Origin of the sequence: Xanthomonas hawaiiensis (assembly GCF_031834635.1) — a bacterium.
Lineage (GTDB): Bacteria > Pseudomonadota > Gammaproteobacteria > Xanthomonadales > Xanthomonadaceae > Xanthomonas_A > Xanthomonas_A sacchari.
The window spans coordinates 1,750,133-1,770,734 of record NZ_CP115873.1 but is presented as its reverse complement, the minus strand read 5'-3'; the positions used below and the strand labels follow the sequence as shown (position 1 = coordinate 1,770,734).

The 20,602-nt window shown below is 70.5% G+C and carries 18 protein-coding genes; 6 read left to right on the top strand and 12 right to left on the bottom strand.

The window, feature by feature from the left end:
• Complete coding sequence (locus tag PG878_RS07700; protein WP_209029804.1) at positions 1-450, bottom strand: MarR family winged helix-turn-helix transcriptional regulator; 450 nt, start codon at positions 448-450, stop codon at positions 1-3.
• Positions 451-591: 141 nt separating this feature from the next.
• Between PG878_RS07700 and PG878_RS07695 the strand changes: the two genes are divergently transcribed.
• The 3 genes from PG878_RS07695 (at position 592) to PG878_RS07685 (ending at position 4,736) form a co-directional block, all read left to right on the top strand.
• Complete coding sequence (locus tag PG878_RS07695; RefSeq protein WP_244663444.1) at positions 592-1,476, top strand: helix-turn-helix domain-containing protein; 885 nt, start codon at positions 592-594, stop codon at positions 1,474-1,476.
• Positions 1,477-1,533: 57 nt separating this feature from the next.
• Positions 1,534-3,777 (top strand): DNA topoisomerase IV subunit A, encoded by a 2,244-nt coding sequence (gene parC, locus PG878_RS07690; RefSeq protein ID WP_010344001.1) that lies wholly within the window; start codon positions 1,534-1,536, stop codon positions 3,775-3,777.
• A gap of 65 nt (positions 3,778-3,842) precedes the next feature.
• Positions 3,843-4,736 (top strand): hypothetical protein, encoded by an 894-nt coding sequence (locus PG878_RS07685; protein ID WP_209029803.1) that lies wholly within the window; start codon positions 3,843-3,845, stop codon positions 4,734-4,736.
• 167 nt (positions 4,737-4,903) lie between these two features.
• On the opposite strand, the gene PG878_RS07680 is transcribed toward PG878_RS07685, so the two are convergent.
• From PG878_RS07680 to bfr, 11 genes are all read right to left on the bottom strand, one after another.
• Positions 4,904-5,566 carry a TetR/AcrR family transcriptional regulator gene (locus PG878_RS07680; RefSeq protein WP_209029802.1) on the bottom strand — a complete coding sequence of 221 codons (663 nt, stop codon included), beginning with the start codon at positions 5,564-5,566 and terminating at the stop codon, positions 4,904-4,906.
• Between the two features lie 145 nt (positions 5,567-5,711).
• On the bottom strand, positions 5,712-7,154 hold the full coding sequence (locus PG878_RS07675) for an aldehyde dehydrogenase family protein (RefSeq protein ID WP_209029801.1): 1,443 nt from the start codon (positions 7,152-7,154) through the stop codon (positions 5,712-5,714).
• A complete protein-coding gene (locus PG878_RS07670; protein ID WP_209029800.1) occupies positions 7,144-7,287 on the bottom strand; it encodes a hypothetical protein in 144 nt (47 codons plus the stop codon). Before PG878_RS07670 ends, PG878_RS07675 begins: the two co-directional genes overlap by 11 nt.
• A complete protein-coding gene (locus PG878_RS07665) occupies positions 7,277-8,428 on the bottom strand; it encodes an MFS transporter (protein WP_209029883.1) in 1,152 nt (383 codons plus the stop codon). The genes PG878_RS07670 and PG878_RS07665 overlap by 11 nt, the downstream gene beginning before the upstream one ends.
• Positions 8,429-8,512: 84 nt before the next feature.
• Positions 8,513-9,151 (bottom strand): hypothetical protein, encoded by a 639-nt coding sequence (locus PG878_RS07660; protein ID WP_209029799.1) that lies wholly within the window; start codon positions 9,149-9,151, stop codon positions 8,513-8,515.
• Between the two features lie 3 nt (positions 9,152-9,154).
• Positions 9,155-10,603: an aspartate aminotransferase family protein gene (locus PG878_RS07655; protein WP_209029798.1), complete on the bottom strand. Its 1,449-nt coding sequence runs from the start codon at positions 10,601-10,603 to the stop codon at positions 9,155-9,157.
• 49 nt (positions 10,604-10,652) lie between these two features.
• Positions 10,653-11,294 carry a class II aldolase/adducin family protein gene (locus tag PG878_RS07650; protein WP_209029797.1) on the bottom strand — a complete coding sequence of 214 codons (642 nt, stop codon included), beginning with the start codon at positions 11,292-11,294 and terminating at the stop codon, positions 10,653-10,655.
• Entirely contained in the window at positions 11,281-12,924 is a 1,644-nt protein-coding gene (locus PG878_RS07645) for a xylulokinase (RefSeq protein ID WP_209029796.1), read from the bottom strand. The genes PG878_RS07650 and PG878_RS07645 overlap by 14 nt, the downstream gene beginning before the upstream one ends.
• A gap of 3 nt (positions 12,925-12,927) precedes the next feature.
• Positions 12,928-13,821, bottom strand: a complete 894-nt coding sequence (locus tag PG878_RS07640) for a TorF family putative porin (RefSeq protein ID WP_209029882.1) — start codon at positions 13,819-13,821, stop codon at positions 12,928-12,930.
• Between the two features lie 117 nt (positions 13,822-13,938).
• Positions 13,939-14,382 carry a DUF2147 domain-containing protein gene (locus tag PG878_RS07635; protein WP_425510498.1) on the bottom strand — a complete coding sequence of 148 codons (444 nt, stop codon included), beginning with the start codon at positions 14,380-14,382 and terminating at the stop codon, positions 13,939-13,941.
• 566 nt (positions 14,383-14,948) lie between these two features.
• On the bottom strand, positions 14,949-15,440 hold the full coding sequence (gene bfr, locus PG878_RS07630; RefSeq protein WP_026143459.1) for a bacterioferritin: 492 nt from the start codon (positions 15,438-15,440) through the stop codon (positions 14,949-14,951).
• A gap of 190 nt (positions 15,441-15,630) precedes the next feature.
• Between bfr and PG878_RS07625 the strand changes: the two genes are divergently transcribed.
• From PG878_RS07625 to PG878_RS07615, 3 genes are all read left to right on the top strand, one after another.
• Positions 15,631-18,015, top strand: a complete 2,385-nt coding sequence (locus PG878_RS07625; protein ID WP_209029795.1) for a penicillin acylase family protein — start codon at positions 15,631-15,633, stop codon at positions 18,013-18,015.
• Positions 18,016-18,097: 82 nt separating this feature from the next.
• Positions 18,098-19,144, top strand: coding sequence for a right-handed parallel beta-helix repeat-containing protein (locus tag PG878_RS07620; protein WP_209029794.1), 1,047 nt, complete (start codon positions 18,098-18,100; stop codon positions 19,142-19,144).
• A gap of 334 nt (positions 19,145-19,478) precedes the next feature.
• A complete protein-coding gene (locus PG878_RS07615; protein WP_209029793.1) occupies positions 19,479-20,555 on the top strand; it encodes a GGDEF domain-containing protein in 1,077 nt (358 codons plus the stop codon).
• Positions 20,556-20,602: the final 47 nt, after the last annotated feature.

Genomic DNA, 20,602 nt, shown 5'->3' with positions numbered 1-20,602 from the left:
TCAGTGCGAATTGAGGGAGTCGCGGACGCGGGCCAACAACGAGAACAGTTGCTCGCGCTCTTCGGCGGACAGATCGCGCAGCGCGTCGGCGATGGCGTCGTCGCCGCGCTGCTTGAGCTGCTGCCACAGCGCGCGGCCGTCGTCGGTGAGCACGATCTGCAGCGCGCGGCGGTCCTGCGCATGCGCCTCGCGGCGCACCCAGCCCAGGTCTTCCAGCTTGTCCAGCAGGCGCGTCACCGCGCTGGGGTTCTGGTCGATGGCCTGGGCCAGTTCGTTGGCGGTGCATGGCGCCATGTAGGCCAGGGCCTTCATGCCGAGGTAGTGGCTGAAGCCCAGGTCCGGCTCCAGCCCGGTCATGGCCTGGTCGAGGCGGCGCATCAGGCCGTCACGCACCTGGCGCAGGAGCAGGCCGAACGAGGGCGGGCCAGGCAGGGAGGGAGCGCAGTTCATGGGCACCTATTATTTTCATTTAGAAATATATGTCAAGAAAATATCCCCATGGAAATTAGATGCTGCGTTGCAGCGGAGGAACACTGACGGCGAGCGCACTGTAGCGGTGGCCGCGCCTGGCTCGGTATTACAATCCGGACAATGGATATCGAAATCGCGCCAACCCATGCCGTCCCCTCCCCGGTCGCGAACGGTTCCGACAGCGCCCTGGACCCGCGCGCCCTGGAGTGGTTCGAACGCGCCGATGGGCCGCCGGCGGTCGCGTTCCTGGCGCATTCGCCGGTGTCGCTGCGGCGCGAGGTGGACTGGCACCGTCACCTGCGCGGCCAGTTGATCTACGTGGAGGACGGCGTGCTGGGCACCCGCACTGCCCACGGCCAGTGGTCGCTGCCGCCGGGCTGCGCCGGCTGGATGCCGCCGCAGGAACTGCACACGGTGCAGGTGTCCGGGCGGGTGCGCAGCTACCTGGTGCTGATCCGCCCCGACGTCTGCGCCGACCTGCCGCCGCGGACCTGCGTGATCGGCATGAACGGCCTGTTCCGGGAGGTACTGCGGCGGATGACCCAGTGGGGCGTGCCGCTGGAACTGGAGGCCGCGCAGCAGCGCCTGTGCGCGGTGCTGCTGGACGAGGTGCGCAACGCCCCGGTCGAGCACCTGCACCTGCCGATGCCGCGCGACCGGCGCCTGCTGCGCATCGCCACCCAGTTGCTGGAAACCCCCGCCGACGACCGCTCGTTGGCGCAATGGGCGCACTGGGCCGGGCTGTCGCCGCGCAGCCTGAGCCGGCACTTCCGCGACGAGACCGGGTTCGGCTTCGCCGGCTGGCGCCAGCAGGCGCGGCTGGCCGAGGCGCTGCGCCGGCTCAGCGACGGCGCCAGCGTCGCCGACACCGCCTTCCGCCTGGGTTACAGCAGCCCCAGCGCCTTCGTCACCGCCTTTCGCGGCCGCTTCGGCCATCCTCCGGCCCGTTACCTGGCCAGCGCCGGCGGCACGCGCGGCTTGGCATCGCCAGCCGCATCCGGATAATCGACCGGCTGACCTGCGGCGCCTGGCGCCGCGTTCCCCTATAGGTACTTCCCGCGCATGACCGATCTCGCCCGCCCCGCCTTCCATGGTTTCGAACAGCTGCCGCTGCGCGAATACGCCGAACGCGCCTACCTCGACTACTCCATGTACGTGGTGCTGGACCGCGCCCTGCCGTTCCTCGGCGACGGACTCAAGCCGGTGCAGCGGCGCATCATCTATGCGATGAGCGAGCTGGGCCTGAACGCCACGGCCAAGCCGAAGAAGTCCGCGCGCACCGTCGGCGACGTGATCGGCAAATACCACCCGCACGGCGACAGCGCCTGCTACGAAGCGCTGGTGCTGATGGCGCAGCCGTTCTCCTACCGCTACCCGCTGATCGAGGGCCAGGGCAACTTCGGTTCCACCGACGACCCGAAGTCGTTCGCGGCGATGCGCTACACCGAGTCCAAGCTGACCCCGATCGCCGAAGTGCTGCTGGGCGAACTCGGCCAGGGCACGGTGGACTGGTCGCCGAACTTTGACGGCACCTTGGACGAGCCGACCTGGATGCCGGCGCGGCTGCCGCACCTGCTGCTCAACGGCACCACCGGCATCGCCGTGGGCATGGCCACCGACGTGCCGCCGCACAACCTCAACGAGATCGTCAGCGCGCTGATCCGCCTGCTCGACGACCCCGACGCCAGCGTCGCCGACCTGTGCGAACACGTGCGCGGCCCGGACTACCCGACCACCGCCGAGATCATCACCCCGGCCGCCGACCTCCGCACCATTTACGAAACCGGCCATGGCAGCGTGCGCGCCCGCGCCACCTACCAGAAGGAAAACGCCAACATCGTGGTCACGGCGCTGCCCTACCAGGTGTCGCCGTCGAAGGTGATCGAACAGATCGCGCAGCAGATGCGCGCCAAGAAGCTGCCGTGGCTGGAAGACATCCGCGACGAGTCCGACCACGCCAACCCGGTGCGGGTGGTGCTGGTGCCGCGCTCCAACCGGGTCGACGCCGAGCAGCTGATGGGCCACCTGTTCGCCACCACCGACCTGGAGCGCAGCTACCGGGTCAACCTCAACGTGATCGGGCTGGACGGCCGCCCGCAGGTCAAGAACCTCAAGACCCTGCTGGAGGAATGGCTGCGCTTCCGCAGCGACACCGTGGTGCGCCGCCTCAACCACCGGCTGGAGAAGGTCGAGCGCCGCCTGCACCTGTTGGAAGGGTTGCTGACCGCGTTCCTCAACCTGGACGAAGTGATCCGCATCATCCGCACCGAGGACGAGCCGAAGCCCGCCCTGATCGCGCGCTTCGGACTCAGCGAGGAACAGGCCGACTACATCCTGGAAACGCGCCTGCGCCAGCTGGCGCGGCTGGAAGAGATGAAGATCCGCGGCGAGCAGGACGCGCTGGCCAAGGAGCGCGAGCAACTGCAGGCGCTGCTGGCCAGCAAGACCAAGCTGAAGAAGCTGATCAAGGACGAACTGACGGCCGACGCCAAGAAGTTCGGCGATGCGCGGCGTTCGCCGCTGGTGCAGCGCGGCGCGGCCCAGGCCATCGACGAGACCGAGCTGGTGCCGAGCGAGCCGATGACCGTGGTGATGTCGGAGAAGGGCTGGATCCGCGCGGCCAAGGGCCACGACGTGGACCCGGCGGCGCTGTCCTACCGCGACGGCGACGGCCTGCTGGCGGCGGTGCGCGCGCGCAGCACGCAGCAGGTGGCGTTCCTGGATTCGGAAGGCCGCGCCTATTCGACCCTGGTCCACACCCTGCCCTCGGCGCGCGGCAACGGCGAGCCGCTGACCGGGCGCTTCTCGCCCGCGGCCGGCGCGTCGTTCCAGGCCATCGCCAGCGGCGAGAACGACAGCCGCCTGGTGCTGGCGTCCTCGCACGGCTACGGCTTCGTCACCCGCTTCGAGAACCTGACCAGCCGCAACAAGGCCGGCAAGGCCATGCTCAACCTGACCCCGAACGCCAAGGTGCTGCCGCCCGCGCCGGTGAGCGGCGCCGGCAGCGACCGCATCGTCGCGGTCACCAGCGCCGGCCATCTGCTGGCATTCCCGGTGGCCGACCTGCCCGAGCTGGACAAGGGCAAGGGCAACAAGATCATCGACATCCCCAAGGCCAAGCTCAGCACCGAGCGGGTGGTGGCGATCGCCGCGGTGGCGCCGGGCAACACGCTGCTGGTCAAGAGCGGCCAGCGCACCATGTCGCTGTCGTTCAAGGACCTGGACGCCTACCTCGGCGCCCGCGCCAGCCGCGGCGGGCTGCTGCCGCGCGGCTGGCAGAAGGTCGACGATCTGGCGGTGGAGTAAGCGTAGCTTCGCAGGACACTCGTCGAGCGCCGGCATGGCAATCACCTCAACGAAGGACCGCAACGATGAACGAGAACGTGAGCAATGCCGGCAATGACGCTTCCCTGATTGCCAGGGTGGAGCGGCTGGAGCAACAACTCCAGGCTAAGGACCAACGCCTGCGCCGTGTGGTGACGGTCAACCGGGTGATGCTGTTCGGTGTCGCCGTCCTGGTGGCCGCCAACGCCGGTGCCATTACCAGCGTCGGCGAACAACTGAGCCAGTACATGGATTTTTCCAGTACGCCGGTGTCCTCGCCGGCGCTGGACACCTCGGTGCGATGGGGGCGGCGCGATACATCCAATGTCGGCCCTGGCTACACCAACGAGATCCTGTCGTTGATCTCCGAGTCCGATCAGCAGAATTCCTACAGTTGGCCGCTCTACATCCAGCTCAACGCGACCACGCACCCCAATGCCACGCAAGACAGCTCGCAGAGCGTGGGCGCTACCGTTCGCGCATTCCAGCGCAGCACCGGTTCGCCCTGGCTGGCGGGTTTCCACAGCGAACTGTTCCATGGTTACGACGGGATCGCAGAGCGCAACGTGGCAACGAACGGCACCAGCATCCTGTTCAATGGCGAACTGACCTCGTATACAAACGGCGGGTCGACGATCGGCCTCAATCTGTTGAACACGCCTGGCTCGAGCGTTGCCGGCACGCATGCGATCCAGATCCAGCCAGGCACGCACGGCTGGCAGAACGGCATTCACTTCGACAGCGGCGCGCTAGGTAATGTCGGCATCAACTTTGACCAGTCCACCTACAACATGGGCATTGATCTTGGTGACAACAGCCTGAGGATGAATGCCAATCAGCGCATCATCTTCGAGAAGTACGGCAGCGTGTATCTGCGCTACAACAGCGCGAGCGACAAGGTGGAACTGGTCAAGAAGGGCACCGTCGTCGCCTCTTGGTGAGACATCCGCGGGATCGGAATTTACGGGGAATACCGACGTGGATCCGCTTCCATCGTAGGAGCGGCTTCAGCCGCGACACCTCAGCGTGTCGCGGCTAGCGCCGGCCGCTCCGGCGATAAGAAGCACAAATGGTCTGCGCACCCGTTCTCGAGTGCGAGACGCTCTCGCTAAATCCCATCGCGCAACTGCTCGATATGGCTAGCGATCATCGCCGCCACGGTGTCGGCGACCGCGCGGGCGCTCAGGCGGGTGTCGAACAGCAACTCCACGGTCGCATAGATCAGGTCGACCACGATGCGGCTGACCAGCCGCAGTTGGCGCGGGTCGGCGTCGGGGAAGGCCTCGCTGAGGAAGCGCACCTGGCCCTTGGTCACCTGCGCATGCGAATCCAGGCGCACCTGCTGCAGCGCCGGCACCGCGCGCAATGCGCGCAGCACCCACACCCCGCCCTCGGTCGCCTTGGTGACCCGGTAGGTATCCAGCACCAGTCCGGCCAGCGCGCGCTGCAGTTCCTCGCGCGTGCCGCTCATCGCCTGCAGGGTGATCCACTTGGGGATGAGCTGGTTCTGCCGCTCCATCAGCCGCCGGCCCAGTTCCGACAGCAGCGCGTACTTGTTGGGGAAATAGCGGTACAGCGCCGGCGGCGTCAGCCCGGCGCGCGCGCACACCAGGTTGGTGGACAGCCGCTCCACGCCGACGTCGCCAAGCAGTTGCGCGGTGACCGAGAGGATCTGTTCGTACGTCTCGGTGGCGCGATGCTGGGCCGGCACCTTGTTCCCGGTCAGGCGCGGGCGGTGCGGTGCGGGGGAACGCGGCGTGTCGGCGGACATGGGATCTCGATGGTGATGGCGCGGCAGAGGCCGCGTGGCGGCGCGCATCGCCGCGGTCCTGCGTGCGCGTCATGCGCCGCAACGCCGCTGCACGCGCCGACATCGCATCTTACCGCGCGCGTCCCTCGCCCATCGGCAACGACGCTCAGCGTCGCGCCAGCCAGCCGCTGAGGCCGGCGGCCAAGCGCTGCTGCAAGGCGGTATACGGAGGAAAGAACGCCTTGACGATCGGCAGGCGCCCGCCGTGCAGCAGCGCGCGTTCGTGCGAGAAGGTGCGAAAGCCGTGCACGCCGTGCGCGCTGCCGAATCCCGAGGCGCCGACCCCGCCGAACGGCAAACCGCTGTGCACGAACTGCTGCAGGCAGTGGTTGACCACCGCGCTACCGGAGCTGGTGCGCGCCAGCACCCGCGCGATGCCGGCGCGGTCGCGGCTCCACAGGTACAGCGCCAGCGGCTTGGGCGCGGCATCGAGCCGGTCGAGGACCTCGTCGAGGTGATCGAACTCGACCACCGGCAGCACCGGGCCGAAGATCTCTTCCTGCGCGATGCGCGCCTGCGCCGGCACCTGCGCCAGCAGCGTCGGCGCCACGTAGCGTCGCGCCGCATCGTGCTCACCGCCGGCAAGCAGTTGTGCCCCACTGGCGCGCGCCTCGTCGATCAGCGCGGCCACGCGCGCGGCATGCGCCGGGTGGATCATGCGCGCCAGATGCGGACTGGCGGCGACCGCCTGCGCGTCGGCACCGTAGCGTTGCGCCAGCAGGGCGCGGCAGTGCGCGAGCAGGCGCGCACTGACATCGCGATGCACGAACAAGGTGTCCGGTGCGATGCAGGTCTGGCCGGCGTTGACCAGCTTGGCCCAGACGATCACCTCGGCGGCACGGCGCAGGTCGGCGCTGCGGTCGACGATCACCGGCGACTTGCCGCCCAGCTCCAGCGTCACCGGGGTCAACTGCCGCGCCGCCGCGGCCATCACCTGCCGGCCCACCGACGCCGAACCGGTGAAGAACACATGGTCGAACGGACACGCCAGCAAGGCCTGCGCGGTCGCCGCGCCGCCCTGCACCAGGGCCACCTCCTCCGGCGCGAACGCTTCCTCCAGCACCGCCTGCAGCACCGCATTGACCTGCGGGGTGAATTCGGAGGGCTTGATCAGCGCCGTGTTGCCGGCGGCCAACGCCGACACCAGCGGCCCCAGCACGGTGGCGACCGGATAGTTCCAGGGTCCGATGATCAGGCAGCGGCCCTTGGGCTGGAACGCGATGCGCGCGCGCGTGCCCAGGGCCAGCAGGGTCGGCGCGACCTTGCGCGGACGCATCCAGCGCGGCAGCTGGGCGATGGCGGTGGCGATCTCGTCGACCACCGGCAGCACTTCGGTCAACTCCACCTCCAGCGCCGGCTTGGCGAAATCGGCGGCGAAGGCGGCGATCAGCGCCTGCCGTCGCGCCAGCAGCGCATCGCGCAGCGCACGCAGGCGCGCGCGCCGCGCGTTCGCCGAGGCGTCGCGCCAGGCCAGCGCGGTGGCCTGCTGCGCGGCGAACAGCGCCGCGATCGTCTCCGGCGCGGTGTCCTGCACGGACTCAGGCGACATCGCCGTTCTCCTGCTTGGCGGTAGTCGGCGATCCTGCTGCACGCAGCAGCGCCCTGCCCTGCGCCACGCACGGCATGCCGGCACGCATCGCGGCGGCGATCGGCGCACGCGCATGGCGCTCATCACCGCGCATGCGAGCCGGCCTGCAAGGCAGTCGCGTGGCGTTGCCGCCGGCCGATCCACAGCGCCAGCAACGCCGCGGCCGCCGCAAAAGCCAGGCCGACCAGCGGCACCGGCGCCGGATCGTCGGCGTGCAGCAGCAGCGAGGCCAGCAGCGGGCCGCAGGCCGATCCGATCAATTGCGCGGCCGGCACCAGCACCGCCACCCGCCCCTGCGCATCGGCGCGCAGCGCCAGGCCGACATGGAACGGCATCAGGAACATCCAGGCGAAACCGAACGCCACGCACACCGCGGCAAAGCCCAGCGCCGCATTGCCGGGAACCCGGTACATCGCCGCGGCCACCAGGCACAGCGCCACGCTGCCCAGGGTCAGGGTCGCCGTCACCGACAGTCGCCGCACCCAATAGATCGCCGCCAGCCCGCCGACGATCTGCATGCCCAGCACCCACGAGGTCTGCAGTTGCGCCGCATGCGCGTCCAGCCCCGCGCGCAGCGCCAGCGGCTCCAGGTAGGCCCACAGCGCGCCGATCGCCGACATCTGCAGGAACGCCACCAGCAGCGGCGCCAGCGTCGCCGGCGACCAGCGCAGCCTGGCGGTGGCGGTCGCCGCGCACTGGGCGCTGGCGGCGGGAGCCTGGCTCGCCGCTGCCGGCAGGGCCGCCGCCAGCGGCAGCACCAGCAGGCAGGTCGCGGCCATGGCCACGAAGCCGCCCTGCCAGCCGGCGGCCGGCAACACCCACAGCGCCAGCGCCGCCGCCAGCGCGATCTGCGCCAGCGCCTGCAGCACCATGAACACCGCGGTGACCCGGTCCGGGGTGGCCGCGCGCACGATGCTGACCGTGGCCACCCAGACCAGCAGGCCCTCGGCCAGGCCGGCGACCGCGCGCAGCGCGACGAAGGCCGCATCGCCCTGCGCCTGCACCGTGGCCAGGTTCAGCGCCGCGGCCAGCAACGCCGCCACGATCGCGGTGGCGCGCTGCCAGGACACCGGCAGCAGCGCATCGCCCAATGCCACGCCGATGCCCAGGGCGATGATCTCGCCCATCGCCACCACGCCCACGCCGGGCAGGGTGATCAGGCGCTGCTCGACCAGCGCGCCGAGCACGATCGGCTGCACGCCGAGGATCAGCAGGGCGATGGCGCCGATCGACAAGGCCGCCGCGAGCGGACGCCTCGCCTGGACGGCGCTTGCCGCGCTGGAAGACGGAGATGGCATGGCGGTCATCGCAGTGGACCCTCAGTAGCCTTTGCTTTCGGCCGGCAGTTCGCCCGTGGCGAAGGCCGCGGCGGCGCGCCTCTGGTCCTTGCGCAGGCGCCCGTTGGCGATGCGCCGGACCCACCAGGGCAGCTCCCGCACCTGGCCGCCAGTGGCCGCGGCAAGCACATAGGCCTTGGCGCATTTCTCGAACAATTCCACGTTCAACGCCAGCCGCTGCGCGGTGATGCCCAGGCACAGCGGGCGTCCGCCGAGCAGCAGCGCGCTGCCGCCATCCGGCGGTACCGTCGCCAGCGCATCGGCCCCCGCCAGCGGCGCCGGCATCGGCCCGATGTGCCGCGCCTGCTCGTCGAACACCTGCGGCAGCACCCCGCCGACGTCGGCCAGGCGCAGGCCGAACAGGCCGGCCGACCAGGCGCTGGCGCCGACATCCGGACGCCGTGCGTACACCTGCGCGTGCACCTGCGCCGCGGCCGGCAGCGCCGGGTCGCGCCAGTCCAGCCACTGCGGCCGCTCCGTATCGAGCGCGCCGCAGCACATCGCCGTGGTGCCCGGACAGCGCAACGCCAGCGCCGCCGCATCGTCGCCGAGCAGGCGTTTGGCCGCGAGCCGCTCGCGGGTCTGCAGCCACAGCGCTTCGATGTGCGAGAGGGTGGGCATGCGCTATACCAGCTTGAACACGTCGTCGAAGCGGTTCAACGCCTCGTCGACCACCGCATCGGTATCGGCGCGGCTGGTGTAGATGCGGCTGCCGGCCAGGGTGATCAGCCCGTGCGCCGAATACGCCGCGCCCATCTCCTCCATCATGTGCTTGCGCTCCTTGGCCTCGTTGCGCACGCGCCACAGCTTGTACAGATTGCCGGTGTCCAGCAGCAGCACGCCGGAGGTCTGCAGGTGCACGATCGAGCCCATGTTGTAGACCACGTATGGCAGGCCGAGGCGGCGGATGATCGCCTCCAGGCCCTGCCGCAGGCGATCGCCGGCGCGGCCGGCCTGGCCGGCGGCGTCGCTGCGTTGCGCCTCCAGCAAGGCGTGGTAGCCGGCCACGCAAGACAGCGGATTGGCCGACAGCGTGCCGCCGACGAAGGCCCGCCGCGCGGTGGTGCCGATGCCGCCGACCAGGCTCATCATCACCTCGCGGCGGCCGCCGATCGCGCCGGCCATCGGATAGCCGCCGGCCAGGCACTTGCCGAGCACGGTGATGTCCGGCAGGACCCCGAAGTAGCCCTGCGCACCGCCCGGCCCCAGCCGGAAGCCGGTGACCACTTCGTCGAAGATCAACAGCGCGCCGAACTCGTCGCAGAGCTTGCGCACCTGCCGGTTGTAGTCGTGGTGCACCGGCCGCGTGCCGCTCTCCGGCCCCAGCGGTTCCAGCAGCACCGCGGCGGTGCCGCCGCGCAGGCGGTTGAGTTGCAGCTTGCGGCGCAATGCCTCCAGATCGTTGGGGTGGCATTCCTGGGTGTAGGCGGTGGCGCCGCGCGGGATGCCGATCGCCTCCATGCGCCCGGTGCCCGGCAGGCGCATGCCGTACACCAGCTGGTCGCTCCAGCCGTGGTAGGCGCCGCCGATCTTGATGATCCATTTCTTGCGGGTGTGGGTGCGGGCCAGGCGCACCGCGCCCATCACCGCCTCGGTGCCGGAGCCGAGCAGGCGCAGCATCTCCACCGCCGGCATGCTGGCGCAGACCAGTTCGGCCAGCTTGACCTCGTATTCGTGCAGCAGGCCGGTCACCGGGCCGCACTGGTCCAGCACCGCCTGCACATGCTCGCGCAGTTCCGGCGGGTTGGACCCGAGCAGGGTCGGGCCGCCGGCCTGCAGGAAGTCGATGTAGCGGTTGCCGTCGACGTCGGTCAGGTACGCGCCCTCGGCGCTGTGCATGGCCAGCGGGAACGGATGGTTGAACGCCAGGTTGTGCTGCACGCCGCCGGGGATCACCTGCTTTGCCGCCTCGCCCAGGCGTTTGGAGCCCTGGCAGCGCTCGTCGAAGTAGCGCATCACCTTGGCCATGCCGGCCGCGCCGATCGGCCGCATCGGCTGGTTCACCAGCGCATGGAAGCGCGCGTACAACTGGTCCACATCGGGCCACTGCGAAATGGCGGGGGTCTGGCTCATGGTCGGTGCCGGGTTCGGGGGAACGGAAACGGAAAAGGCGTGCATGTGGTCAGGCCTCCAGTGCGTTGAGGACGGCGCGCAACGGTGCGGCCAGGCCGGCGTCGTGCAGCGCGCGGCGTTCGATGCGGCGCGCCAGGTGATCGCGCGCCACCTGCTCCAGTGCCTCGACCGCCTGCACCGCCAGTTCCAGGCTGCGGCCACAGCACAGCACGCCGTGGTTGCGCATCAGGTAGGCGTTGCTCGACGGCCGCAGTTGCCGCGCCAGCAGCCAGGCCAGCAGCCCGGTGCCGGACGGGAAGTAGCCGACCATCGGCACGCGCGTGCCGATCGCCGCCTGCAATGCCGGATCCTCCACCGGCAGCGCCGCACCGAGCAGCGCGCAGGCGCTGGCCACCGGCTGGTGGGTGTGGATGCTGCAGGCCACGTCGGGCCGGCGGCGCAGCACCTGCGCATGCAGGCCGGTCTCCACCGACGGCGTGGCGTCACCCTCCAGGTGCCGCAGGTCGGCCAGGCGCACCACGCAGATGTCCTCGGCGCGCATCGCCAGGTAATCGATGGCCGACGGCGTCACCGCGAAGCGTTCGGCATCCAGGCGCAGCGCGACGTTGCCGCCGGTGCCGGCCAGGTAGCCGCGCCGCGACAGTTCCACGCACAGCGCGACCACGCGCGCACGTTGTTCATGGGCCACCATGCTGGGGAACCTCCGGCACGCATTCGGGAACGGGATTCATGCGCCGGTAGATCGGCGCCAGGGTGCGCTGCAACTCGCGGAACGTCGCATAGCGGTCGTCGTACAGCGCGCGGTTGTGCGGCGACGGCTCGTATACCCGGCGCGCGCGTTGCAGCGCCGGCAGGTCGGCGAAGCGCAGCCGGCCCAGGCCCACGCCGGCGATGAAGGTGGCGCCGATCGCATTGGCCTGGATCGGGTTGTGCAGTTGCCGGATCGGCTGGCCGCCGACGTCGGCGATGATCTGGCACCACAGGTCCGACTGCGCGCCGCCGCCGACCGCAGCGATCACGCCGGGATCGCGGCCGAGCAGGCGACCGAATGGCTCCATCATCCAGCGCGTGTTCAACGCCACGCCTTCCATGAAGGCGCGGATGATGTCCTCGCGGGTGTGCATCAGCGACAGGTTGACCAGCCCGGCACGCAGGCTGTGGTCCTCCACCGGGGTGCGCTCGCCGAACAGCCACGGCATGTACACCAGGCCGTTGGCCCCGGCCGGCACCCGCGCGGCGATGACGTTGAGCACCTCGTACACGTCCGGGCGTTCTTCGTCGCGCAGCAGTTCGTCGGGATGGAACAGGATGCGGTCGCGCAGGAACGACAGGTTGGCGCCGGCGGTGGACTGCAGCGCGGTGGCCAGGTAGCGCCCGCTCACTGCGCACGGCACCGCGGCGATGTTGCTGAATACATCGGTCTTCATCCGCGGCACGTGCGCGCCCAGCCACGACGAGGTGCCCAGGTACAGATGCGCGGCGTAGTCCTCGACCGCCGCGGCCACCGCCACCGCCGAGTTGTCGATGGCGCCGGCGATCACCCGGGTCTGCGGCGACAGCCCCAGTTGCGCCGCCACCTGCGGCAGCAACGGCCCCAGCACCTCGGTGGAGGCCACCAGGTCCGGCAGCTTGTCGCGTTCGATGCCGAGCAAGCGCAGCAGGCCGTCGTCGTAGCGGATGCGCATCGGGTCGCGGTTGTCGGTGACCCAGGTGGTGAGCACCGAATCGGCGGTGGCGCAGAAGCGCCCGGTCAGGCGCAGGTTGAGATAGTCCAGCGCGTTGAGGAACTTGTGCGTGCGCTGGTAGCGCTGCGGCTCGTGGTCGCGCAGGTAGGCGATGTGGCCGGCGCAGTCCTTGCCGCTGCCGGCCGGCGCGCCGCCGCTCAGGCGCAACCAGCGCAGCAGTTTCAGCGGCGCGTAGCCGCGCACGTTGAGCCAGCGCCCGCGCAGGCGCCGCGCGATCGCCGCCTGCCCGCGCATGTCCAGCCACAGCATGGCGTTGCCCAGCGCCTGGCCGTCGCGGTCCACGCACACGGTGCATTCGCCCTGGGTCGAGCAGCACACCGCGGTCACCCGTCGGCGCAGCGCCTCGCCGCCCTGCAGCACCGCCGCGGCAGTGACCAGCAGCGCGTTCCACCAGTCGCGCGGATCCTGCTCGGCGCAGACCCCGTGCACATGCAGCGGCACCGGCTCGAACGCCCAGGCGATCACCTGGCCGTCCAGGGTGACCAGCGCGCACTTGCAGCCGGAGGTTCCCAGGTCCACCGCCAGCACCAGCGGCTGGTCGCCGCCCCGGTCGGCATCGAGCAGTTCGCTGCGCATGGGTCAGAACGTGTAGCCGATCGAGGCCACCAGGGTGTCGCCATCGGTCTTGCGGATGCGCGCGCCGTCCTGCACCCAGTACAGCTCATGCGCGTTGACCCGGGTACTGACCCAGTCCAGGTTCCAGTCCAGGCCCCAACGCTTGTGGGTGACGCCGATCTGGTAGTCGGCAAAGCTGCCCTCGCTGAAGTTGTGCAGCTTCTGGTAGCCGGCGTGCAGGCGCAGCGTGGTCGACGGCAATACCGACGGCAGCAGCGGGGTCTGGTAGTTGAGATCGCCCAGCAGGGTGCCGCGCGAATCGTGCTCGCCGCGGGCGAAGCAACGCAGCGCCGTCGTCGGATCGGCGGCGAACTGCAGGATCTGCGCGCATACCCCGCCGGTGTCGGCGCCGCGGTAGGTCTTGGAGAACACGTACAGCACGCGGCCTTCGATCGCGCCGTAGCCGAGTTCGAGCACACCGAAGTTACTGTCGTAGTCGGTGCGGCGGAAGTCCTCTGGCGTGCCGATCTCCAGGTCGATGCGGTGCGGGGCCAGGAAGCTGGCGCCGGGGAAGCGCTCGGTGGCCAGCCCGACACCGGCATGCCAGGCATCGGGATTGCCGAAGCGGTAGCCGGCCGCGGCGGTGATGCCCAAGCCATCGCCGTCGAGGAACTGCTTCTTGCTGACCTTGGCCACCTCCAGCAACGCGACGAAGCCGCTGGCGTGCACGAACTGGGTGGTCCACTTCAGCGACGGGCGCATCAGCGAGTCGGACACGCCGCGCGTGCGCTGCTCGCTCATCAGCTTGATCTGGTTCTGGAACTCGTAGTTGACCATGCCATCGGTGTCGGCCTGCTGGGCGTGGGCCTGGGCGCAGCACGCGCCGTGCAGGGCCAGTGCGCCCGCGAGGGTCGCCATGAAGCGGACTGCCGTCATCTCAATCTCCCCTGGTTCGCTGAGGAAGGTGGGACGCGCGGTGGCCGTCGCTGGCCCCGCACGTCGATGGCGCCGGCGCGTTGCGCGCGCGGCGGTGGACTACTTGGCGCAGACCGGCGTGCTGGGCAGCGCCTGCACGCGGGTGAAGCGCTCGGTCTCGCCGAGCACTTCCACGCCGACGAAGGCGCGCAGGTCCAACGATTTGCCGCTGGCCCGCAGCGTCGCCTTGTAGCGCTTGCCGCTGCGCGGATCGAACGCCCAGCCGTCGCGCCAGGTGTCGCCGTCCTCGCGCCCCAGGCGCGCGATCTGCACGCCGCAGGTATCGGTGGCGGTGCCGGCGTCCTTGTCCCAGACGATGCGTCCGCACAAGGCCGTGGCCGCATCCGCGCACGGCGCGAACTCCACCACTGCGTCCTTGGCCGCAGTCAGCCACAGCCCCTGCGCCGCGGCCGGTGCGGCACCTGCCATGGCCGGCGCCAGCAGCCATCCCGCGACCGCCACACCCACCGCGCCATACCGCTTGATTCCCAGACTCGCCTGCATCGAACGCCCCCTCGCCATCGCGCAATTAAGTAGTGAAAACTACCGTATAGCGATCACTAGCGTTTTGCAAGCATTGTCCGCGCGGCGTTCGCCACGGGCGCGACGAAGCGCGCAACCGCCTGGATTCAAAGGAATTGCCTGTGCGGCGCCAGGCATGTGCCGGCCGATCTTTGCGGCATTGCAACAACCCATAGCGAACACGGCGGCCATCCATCGCACGCCACGGCCACGGCATCGCAGCGCATGCGGCGACCGCGTCGGCCACACCAGCCGACGAAACAGCCGGGCGCGGCGCGCGATCCGACTGGATCGGCAGCGTCGAAAAACGCGGGGGACAGAACGCTGGTCGGCGTTTGCGGCCAGCAGACCGCGGCGACAACCGCCATCGCATCGAGAATGGGCCGCCGCGCATGCGGGGCGGCATTGCCGATGCGGCACAGCGAGAGAGGTGCCGACCGGCACCAGCGGCCGGTCGCAGGCAGCCGGCGATCGCACGGCCGCGGTGGCGGGGAAATTCCCCGCTCAATGCATCGGCGCCTCCCGCGGGCGGGAGGCGCGCGTCTGGATCAGGCGTCCTTGCCGGACACGTGCCCGTCGATCTTCGAGGTCTGGTACAGCGCCATGCCGATGCGCTTGATCAGACCGAGCTGCTGTTCCAGCCACCAGGCATGGTCTTCCTCGGTGTCGCGCAACTGCGCCAGCAGCACGTCGCGACTGACGTAGTCGCCGTGCTGCTCGCACAGCTTCATGCCTGCGGCCAGGTTGGCGCGCACTTCGTACTCGACCTTCAGGTCCTTCTCCAGCATTTCCTCGACCGTGCGCCCGGGCTCGAACGCATGCGGGCGCATGTCCGGGTCGCCTTCCAGGAACAGGATGCGCCGCAGCAGCGCATCGGCGTGCTCGGTCTCCTCTTCCATCTCGTGGTTGATGCGCTCGTACAGCGCCAGCAGGCCCTGGTCCTCGTAACGCCGCGAGTGGATGAAATACTGGTCGCGCGCGGCCAGTTCGCCGCGCAGCAGCTCCTTGAGGCATTGCACAACGTCGGGGTGTCCCTTCATGGGCGGGCTCCGTGGGGTCGACTGAGGGCGCCATAGTGCCCGATGCCGCCGCGCCGCGTTCCAATCGGAATCATTCACATCCCGAGTCGCACCACCCGGGATGCGTGACCCCGCGCACAGCGCGCCGCACCTACGCGGGAACGACACGCACGCGTGTCTAGAATCGGACACTTGTCACCGGAGAGAGACGATGCGCAGTCGATGGAAACGCCTGCTGCTGGGCACGCTGCTGCTGGCGGCCGCCCTGGTCCTGGGCGTCTGGCTGCTGCTGCGCGGCAGCCTGGCCACGCTGGACGGCAACGCGCCGCTGCAAGGCCTGCGGGCACCGGTGAGCATCCAGCGCGACGCACTGGGCACGGTCACCATCGAGGCCGCCGACGAGGCCGATGCGATGCGCGCGCTCGGCTACGTCCACGCGCAGGAGCGCTTCTTCGAAATGGACCTGCTGCGCCGCGCCGCGGCCGGCGAACTGTCCGAGCTGGTCGGCCCGCATGCGCTGGGCGTGGACAAGGCACGCCGTGCGCAGCGCCTGCGCGCCCGCAGCAGCGCGCAGCTGGCCGCGTTCGCCGGCACGCATGCGGCGGCGCTGCAGGCCTACAGCGCCGGGGTCAACCAGGGCCTGCACGCGCTGCGGGTGCGGCCGTGGCCGTATCTGCTGCTGTTCGCCGCGCCGCGCGAGTGGCAGCCGGTGGATTCGGCGCTGGCCGGCCAGGCAATGTACTTCGACCTGCAGGGCAAGCAGCTCGATCGCAAGCTGGACCTGTACCGTCTGCAGCAGCGCCTGCCGGCGCCGCTGTACGCCCTGCTGCGCCACGAAGGCAGCAGTTGGGACGCCGCGCTGGATGGCAGCGCCGTCGGCGACGCGGTGTTGCCCGACGCCGGCCAGGTCGATCTGCGCAGGCTGCCGGACGGGGCTGCACAGGCCAACGCCGACGCGGTGGCCGCCACTGCCCCGGGCAGCAACAACTGGGCGATTGCCGGCAGCCGCACCGCCGACGGCCGCGCCATCGTCGCCAACGACATGCACCTGGCCCTGCGCGCGCCCAGCCTGTGGTTCCGGGTGCGCCTGCGCTATGCCGATGCACAGGCGCCGGGCGGCCGCGTGGACGTATCGGGCTTCTCCCTGCCCGGCCTGCCGGCGGTGATCGTCGGCAGCAACGGCCACATCGCCTGGGGCTTCACCAACAGCTATGCCGATACCGCCGACTGGTACCGGCTCACGCCCTGCACCGCGACGCCGCAGCCTGGTTGCACGCCAGTGACCGTGCACCGCGAACGGATCCGGGTGTCGGGCGCGCCCGACACCGTGCTGCAGGTGGAAGACACCGCCTACGGTCCGATCCTGCAGCATGAACCCGACGGCAGCGCCCTGGCGCAGCGCTGGGCGGCGCAGTTGCCGGGCGCGCTGAACCTGGGCCTGGCCGACTTCGCCCGTGCCACGTCCCTTCCCGATGCCTTCGCACGCGCGCAAAGCATCGCCACCCCAGCGCAGAACCTGGTGCTGGCCGACCGCGACGGCCACATCGGCTGGCGCGTACTCGGCCCGCTGCCGCTACGCGGCGCGCACTGCGCGGCCGATGCGGTGACGCACGACGTGCGCGCGTCGGTGCCGGCGGACGCGCGCTGCGCGCCGTGGCCGCTGTCCACCACCCAGTCGCCGCAGCGCATCGACCCCGCCGACGGGCAACTGTGGACCGCCAACGCCCGCGTGGTGGGCGGTGCCGCGCAGGCGCCGCTCGGCGACGGCGGCTACGCGCTGGGCGCACGCGCGCAGCAGATCCGCGACGACCTGCGCCTGCATCCGCACCTCGACGAACGGCAGTTGCTGGCGATCCAGCTCGACGACCGTGCCCTGTTCCTGCAGCGCTGGTGGGCGCTGCTGCAGCAACGCGATGCCGGTGCGGCAACGCCGGCGCTGCACGCCGTGGCGCAAGCGTCCAAGCACTGGGAAGGCCGCGCCAGCATCGGCTCGGCGAGCTACACCCTGGTGCGCGCCTGGCGCCTGGCGGTGCTGACCCGGATCCGCGACGGCCTGATCGCACCGGCGCGTACAGGATCGGAGGCCGATGCCGCACCACCGGCGCTGCCGCAACTGGAAGGCGTGGCCTGGCCGCTGCTGCAGCAACAGCCGCTGCACCTGCTGCCGCGCCGCTACGGCAGCTGGCAGGCGCTGCTGGAAGACGCCGCCGCCGAGGTGCGCACGCACCTGCAGGCCGAAGGCCCGCTGGACACGCGCCGCTGGGGCCTGGAGAACCGCGCGGCGATCTGCCATCCGCTGGCGCAGGGCCTGCCCGGGCCGCTGCGCGGCTGGCTGTGCATGCCGGACACCCCGCTCCCCGGCGACGACAACATGCCGCGGGTGCAGCGCCCGGAATTCGGCGCCTCCGAACGCATGGTGGTGGCGCCCGGCCACGAGGCCGACGGCATCGTGCACATGCCGGGCGGCCAGAGCGGCCATCCGCTGTCGCCGTTCTGGGGCGCCGGCCACGCCGACTGGGTGCAGGGCCGTGCCACAAAGTTCCTGCCCGGCCCGACCTTGTACACGCTGACATTAAGCCCGTCCGCACCACAATGACCTGATCTCGGTCCGCGCTGGCGTCTGCCCGCATGCGCTGGCCTGCCGCCTTCCCTCCCCCCACTGCCGAGTCTGCCTACCGATGAAGCGCCCTCCCCTGCTCGCCCTGTTGCTGCCGCTCGCCGCGGCCGTGTCGTTCTCCGCCAGCGCCGCGCCGGCCGCCGACGCGCCCACTGCCGCCGCCGACTGCAGCGTGCGCGCCGAACCCGGCGACGACCTGCAGGCCGCGATCGACCGCGTCCCCAACGACGGCAAGCCCGCCACCGTGTGCCTGAGCGCCGGCGAATTCCCGGTCGGCAAGCTGATCTCGATCCAGCGCGACGGCCTGCGCCTGCGCGGCCAGGGCGACAGCACCGTGCTGCGCATGCGCGACCACGTGCAGCAACCCACCATCGTCATCGGCGACTACCAGAACGAGCGCCCGATCCGGCCGATCCGCGACGTGCGCGTGGAGCAGTTGCAGATCGTCGGCGGCACCATCGACAAGGAGTTCATGCCCGAGCGCCCGTACCTGAGCAACAGCCTGGTGGTGGTGCGCAACGGCCAGAACATCCAGCTGACCCACCTGCGCGTGAGCAAGTGCCGCAGCGCCTGCCTGCTCAGCGAGTTCGACAGCCGCGACCTGCTGATCGCGCACAACGACGTGTCCGGCGCGACCTGGGACGGGGTGTCGTTCAACCGCACCGCCAAGGTCAAGCTGATCGACAACGTGATCCACGACAACGTCGCCGCCGGCATCACCACCGAGCACCTGGAGGACAGCGAGATCCGCGACAACCGCCTGGAGCGCAACGGCAGCCAGGGCGTCTATCTGGCCGACGCGCGACGCAACCTGTTCGCGGGCAACCAGTTCATCGACAACAAGGGCGCCGGTCTCTACCTGACCTGCTCGATCCGCCAGCGCACGCCGCAGATCCTGTGCTGGGACAACAGCATGAGCCAGGACAACACCTTCGAGAACAACACCTTCCGCGGCAATCCCTACACCTACACCATCGGCGTGGACAGCGCGGCCAACTGCACCGGCCCGGACTTCCGCCCCAACCTGTGGCGCAAGAACAACCAGGCCGATGCCTCGGGCATCGACATCCAGCCCGAACGCTACGGCCACTGCGTGCGCTTCGAGTAGGCGCACGCGGCCGCCGCGCCTGCGGCACACCGCCCTGCTTCGGCAGGGTGGCGTGGCGGCCTGACGCGGCAGGCGACCGCCAGCCTTCGCGCCTGCGCATGACCACGCCCGGGCCTGTGCGGCCTGCGTCCCCTGCCTCGCCCATCCGGCAGCAGACATCTGCCCGCCGCGCCGACCACGACGGGTGCGTCGGCGAACGCGGCAAAGCCGCTCAAGCTCTCCCTGCAGCGGCCGCTAACCGGTGACGACGCCCCAGCGACCGACGGACCGCGCTGGACCACCGACCGGCCGTGCTGCAGGCGCTGGAGTGCCGCGGCGCGCTCTGGGAGAGCAGATGAACTACCACCTTCATGTCCGCCGTACCCTCGACCGGCCGATCCTGGCGATCCAGGGCCTGACCCTGTGCGTGTGGCTGGCGCTGCTGCTATGCAACCCCGACCTGCGCCATCCACTGGACCCGCGCTACGCGCTGGCGTTCGTCGCCATGCTTGGCAGCGCCGCGGTCATGCGCATGGCCAGGCAATCCTGGCAATGGCGGCTGGGCGCCTTCCTGTCGGCGATCGCATTCGACGCCGCGTTCCGGCTGCAGCTGCATCACATGGGCGGCGCCAGCGCGACCTGGATGCTGCCGGTGGCGGTGACCCTGAGCCTGGGCTACAGCGTGCTGTTCTGCCACTCCCGCGACTATCTGCTGGCCCTGGCCTGCACCTGGGCGATCATGCTCAGCTGGCACGACAGCCTGGTGCCGACCGCGGCCGACCTGCCGCTGCTGGAACTGCTGGTGGCGGCGGTGACGATCATCGGGCTGGCCATGAACCACGTCGTCGTCACCGCCCTGCGCAGCCACTACGCGCATCAGGAAAACGATCGACGCCTGGCCGCTACCGATGCGCTGACCGGCCTTCCCAACCGGCGTGCGCTCATCGCCGAGTTGGAGGCCGCGATCGGCGCTCGGCACGCCGTGCAGCTGGCCATGCTGGAGATCGACGAGTTCGAGCGGATCGGCGCCGAGCACGGCCACCACGTCGGCGATGCGGTGCTGCAGGCGCTGGCGACGGAGCTGGTGCGGCTGGATCCGCGCTGCCGTGTCGGCCGTCTCGGCGGCGAGGAATTCGGCCTGCTGTTCGAGGGCGTGTCGCAAGCCAAGGCGAGCGAACGGCTGCAGCGCCTGCAGCAGCGCATCCGCAACCTGCGCGTGGACGGGGCCGCGTTCACCTGCAGCATCGGCCTGGCCTCGTTGCCGGCCGGCGGCGAGGTGTCCGACCTGCTCGCACGGGCCGACCGCGCGTTGGCCGCGGCCCGGCACGCGGGCCAGGGCAGCCTTGGCCTGGACGGCGCCACGCCGGCCGCGGCCGGCACGCCCGCGGCGTTCGCGCACGATCCCGGCCTGCCGGCGGCCACGCCGCTGTAGCGCGCGACGTCGGTGGACGTGACGGCGTCCGTCTCCGCCACGGCGTG

Coding starts and splice junctions, on each gene's coding strand:
- PG878_RS07670 (WP_209029800.1), bottom strand. CDS start 7,287: ATGCGCGGTGATGAGCGCCATGCGCGTGCGCCGATCGCCGCCGCGATG.
- PG878_RS07620 (WP_209029794.1), top strand. CDS start 18,098: ATGAAGCGCCCTCCCCTGCTCGCCCTGTTGCTGCCGCTCGCCGCGGCC.
- PG878_RS07650 (WP_209029797.1), bottom strand. CDS start 11,294: ATGGTGGCCCATGAACAACGTGCGCGCGTGGTCGCGCTGTGCGTGGAA.
- PG878_RS07635 (WP_425510498.1), bottom strand. CDS start 14,382: ATGCAGGCGAGTCTGGGAATCAAGCGGTATGGCGCGGTGGGTGTGGCG.
- PG878_RS07675 (WP_209029801.1), bottom strand. CDS start 7,154: ATGTCGCCTGAGTCCGTGCAGGACACCGCGCCGGAGACGATCGCGGCG.
- PG878_RS07640 (WP_209029882.1), bottom strand. CDS start 13,821: ATGGCGACCCTCGCGGGCGCACTGGCCCTGCACGGCGCGTGCTGCGCC.
- PG878_RS07685 (WP_209029803.1), top strand. CDS start 3,843: ATGAACGAGAACGTGAGCAATGCCGGCAATGACGCTTCCCTGATTGCC.
- PG878_RS07695 (WP_244663444.1), top strand. CDS start 592: ATGGATATCGAAATCGCGCCAACCCATGCCGTCCCCTCCCCGGTCGCG.
- PG878_RS07615 (WP_209029793.1), top strand. CDS start 19,479: ATGAACTACCACCTTCATGTCCGCCGTACCCTCGACCGGCCGATCCTG.
- PG878_RS07645 (WP_209029796.1), bottom strand. CDS start 12,924: ATGCGCAGCGAACTGCTCGATGCCGACCGGGGCGGCGACCAGCCGCTG.
- bfr (WP_026143459.1), bottom strand. CDS start 15,440: ATGAAGGGACACCCCGACGTTGTGCAATGCCTCAAGGAGCTGCTGCGC.
- parC (WP_010344001.1), top strand. CDS start 1,534: ATGACCGATCTCGCCCGCCCCGCCTTCCATGGTTTCGAACAGCTGCCG.
- PG878_RS07625 (WP_209029795.1), top strand. CDS start 15,631: ATGCGCAGTCGATGGAAACGCCTGCTGCTGGGCACGCTGCTGCTGGCG.
- PG878_RS07680 (WP_209029802.1), bottom strand. CDS start 5,566: ATGTCCGCCGACACGCCGCGTTCCCCCGCACCGCACCGCCCGCGCCTG.
- PG878_RS07660 (WP_209029799.1), bottom strand. CDS start 9,151: ATGCCCACCCTCTCGCACATCGAAGCGCTGTGGCTGCAGACCCGCGAG.
- PG878_RS07700 (WP_209029804.1), bottom strand. CDS start 450: ATGAACTGCGCTCCCTCCCTGCCTGGCCCGCCCTCGTTCGGCCTGCTC.
- PG878_RS07655 (WP_209029798.1), bottom strand. CDS start 10,603: ATGAGCCAGACCCCCGCCATTTCGCAGTGGCCCGATGTGGACCAGTTG.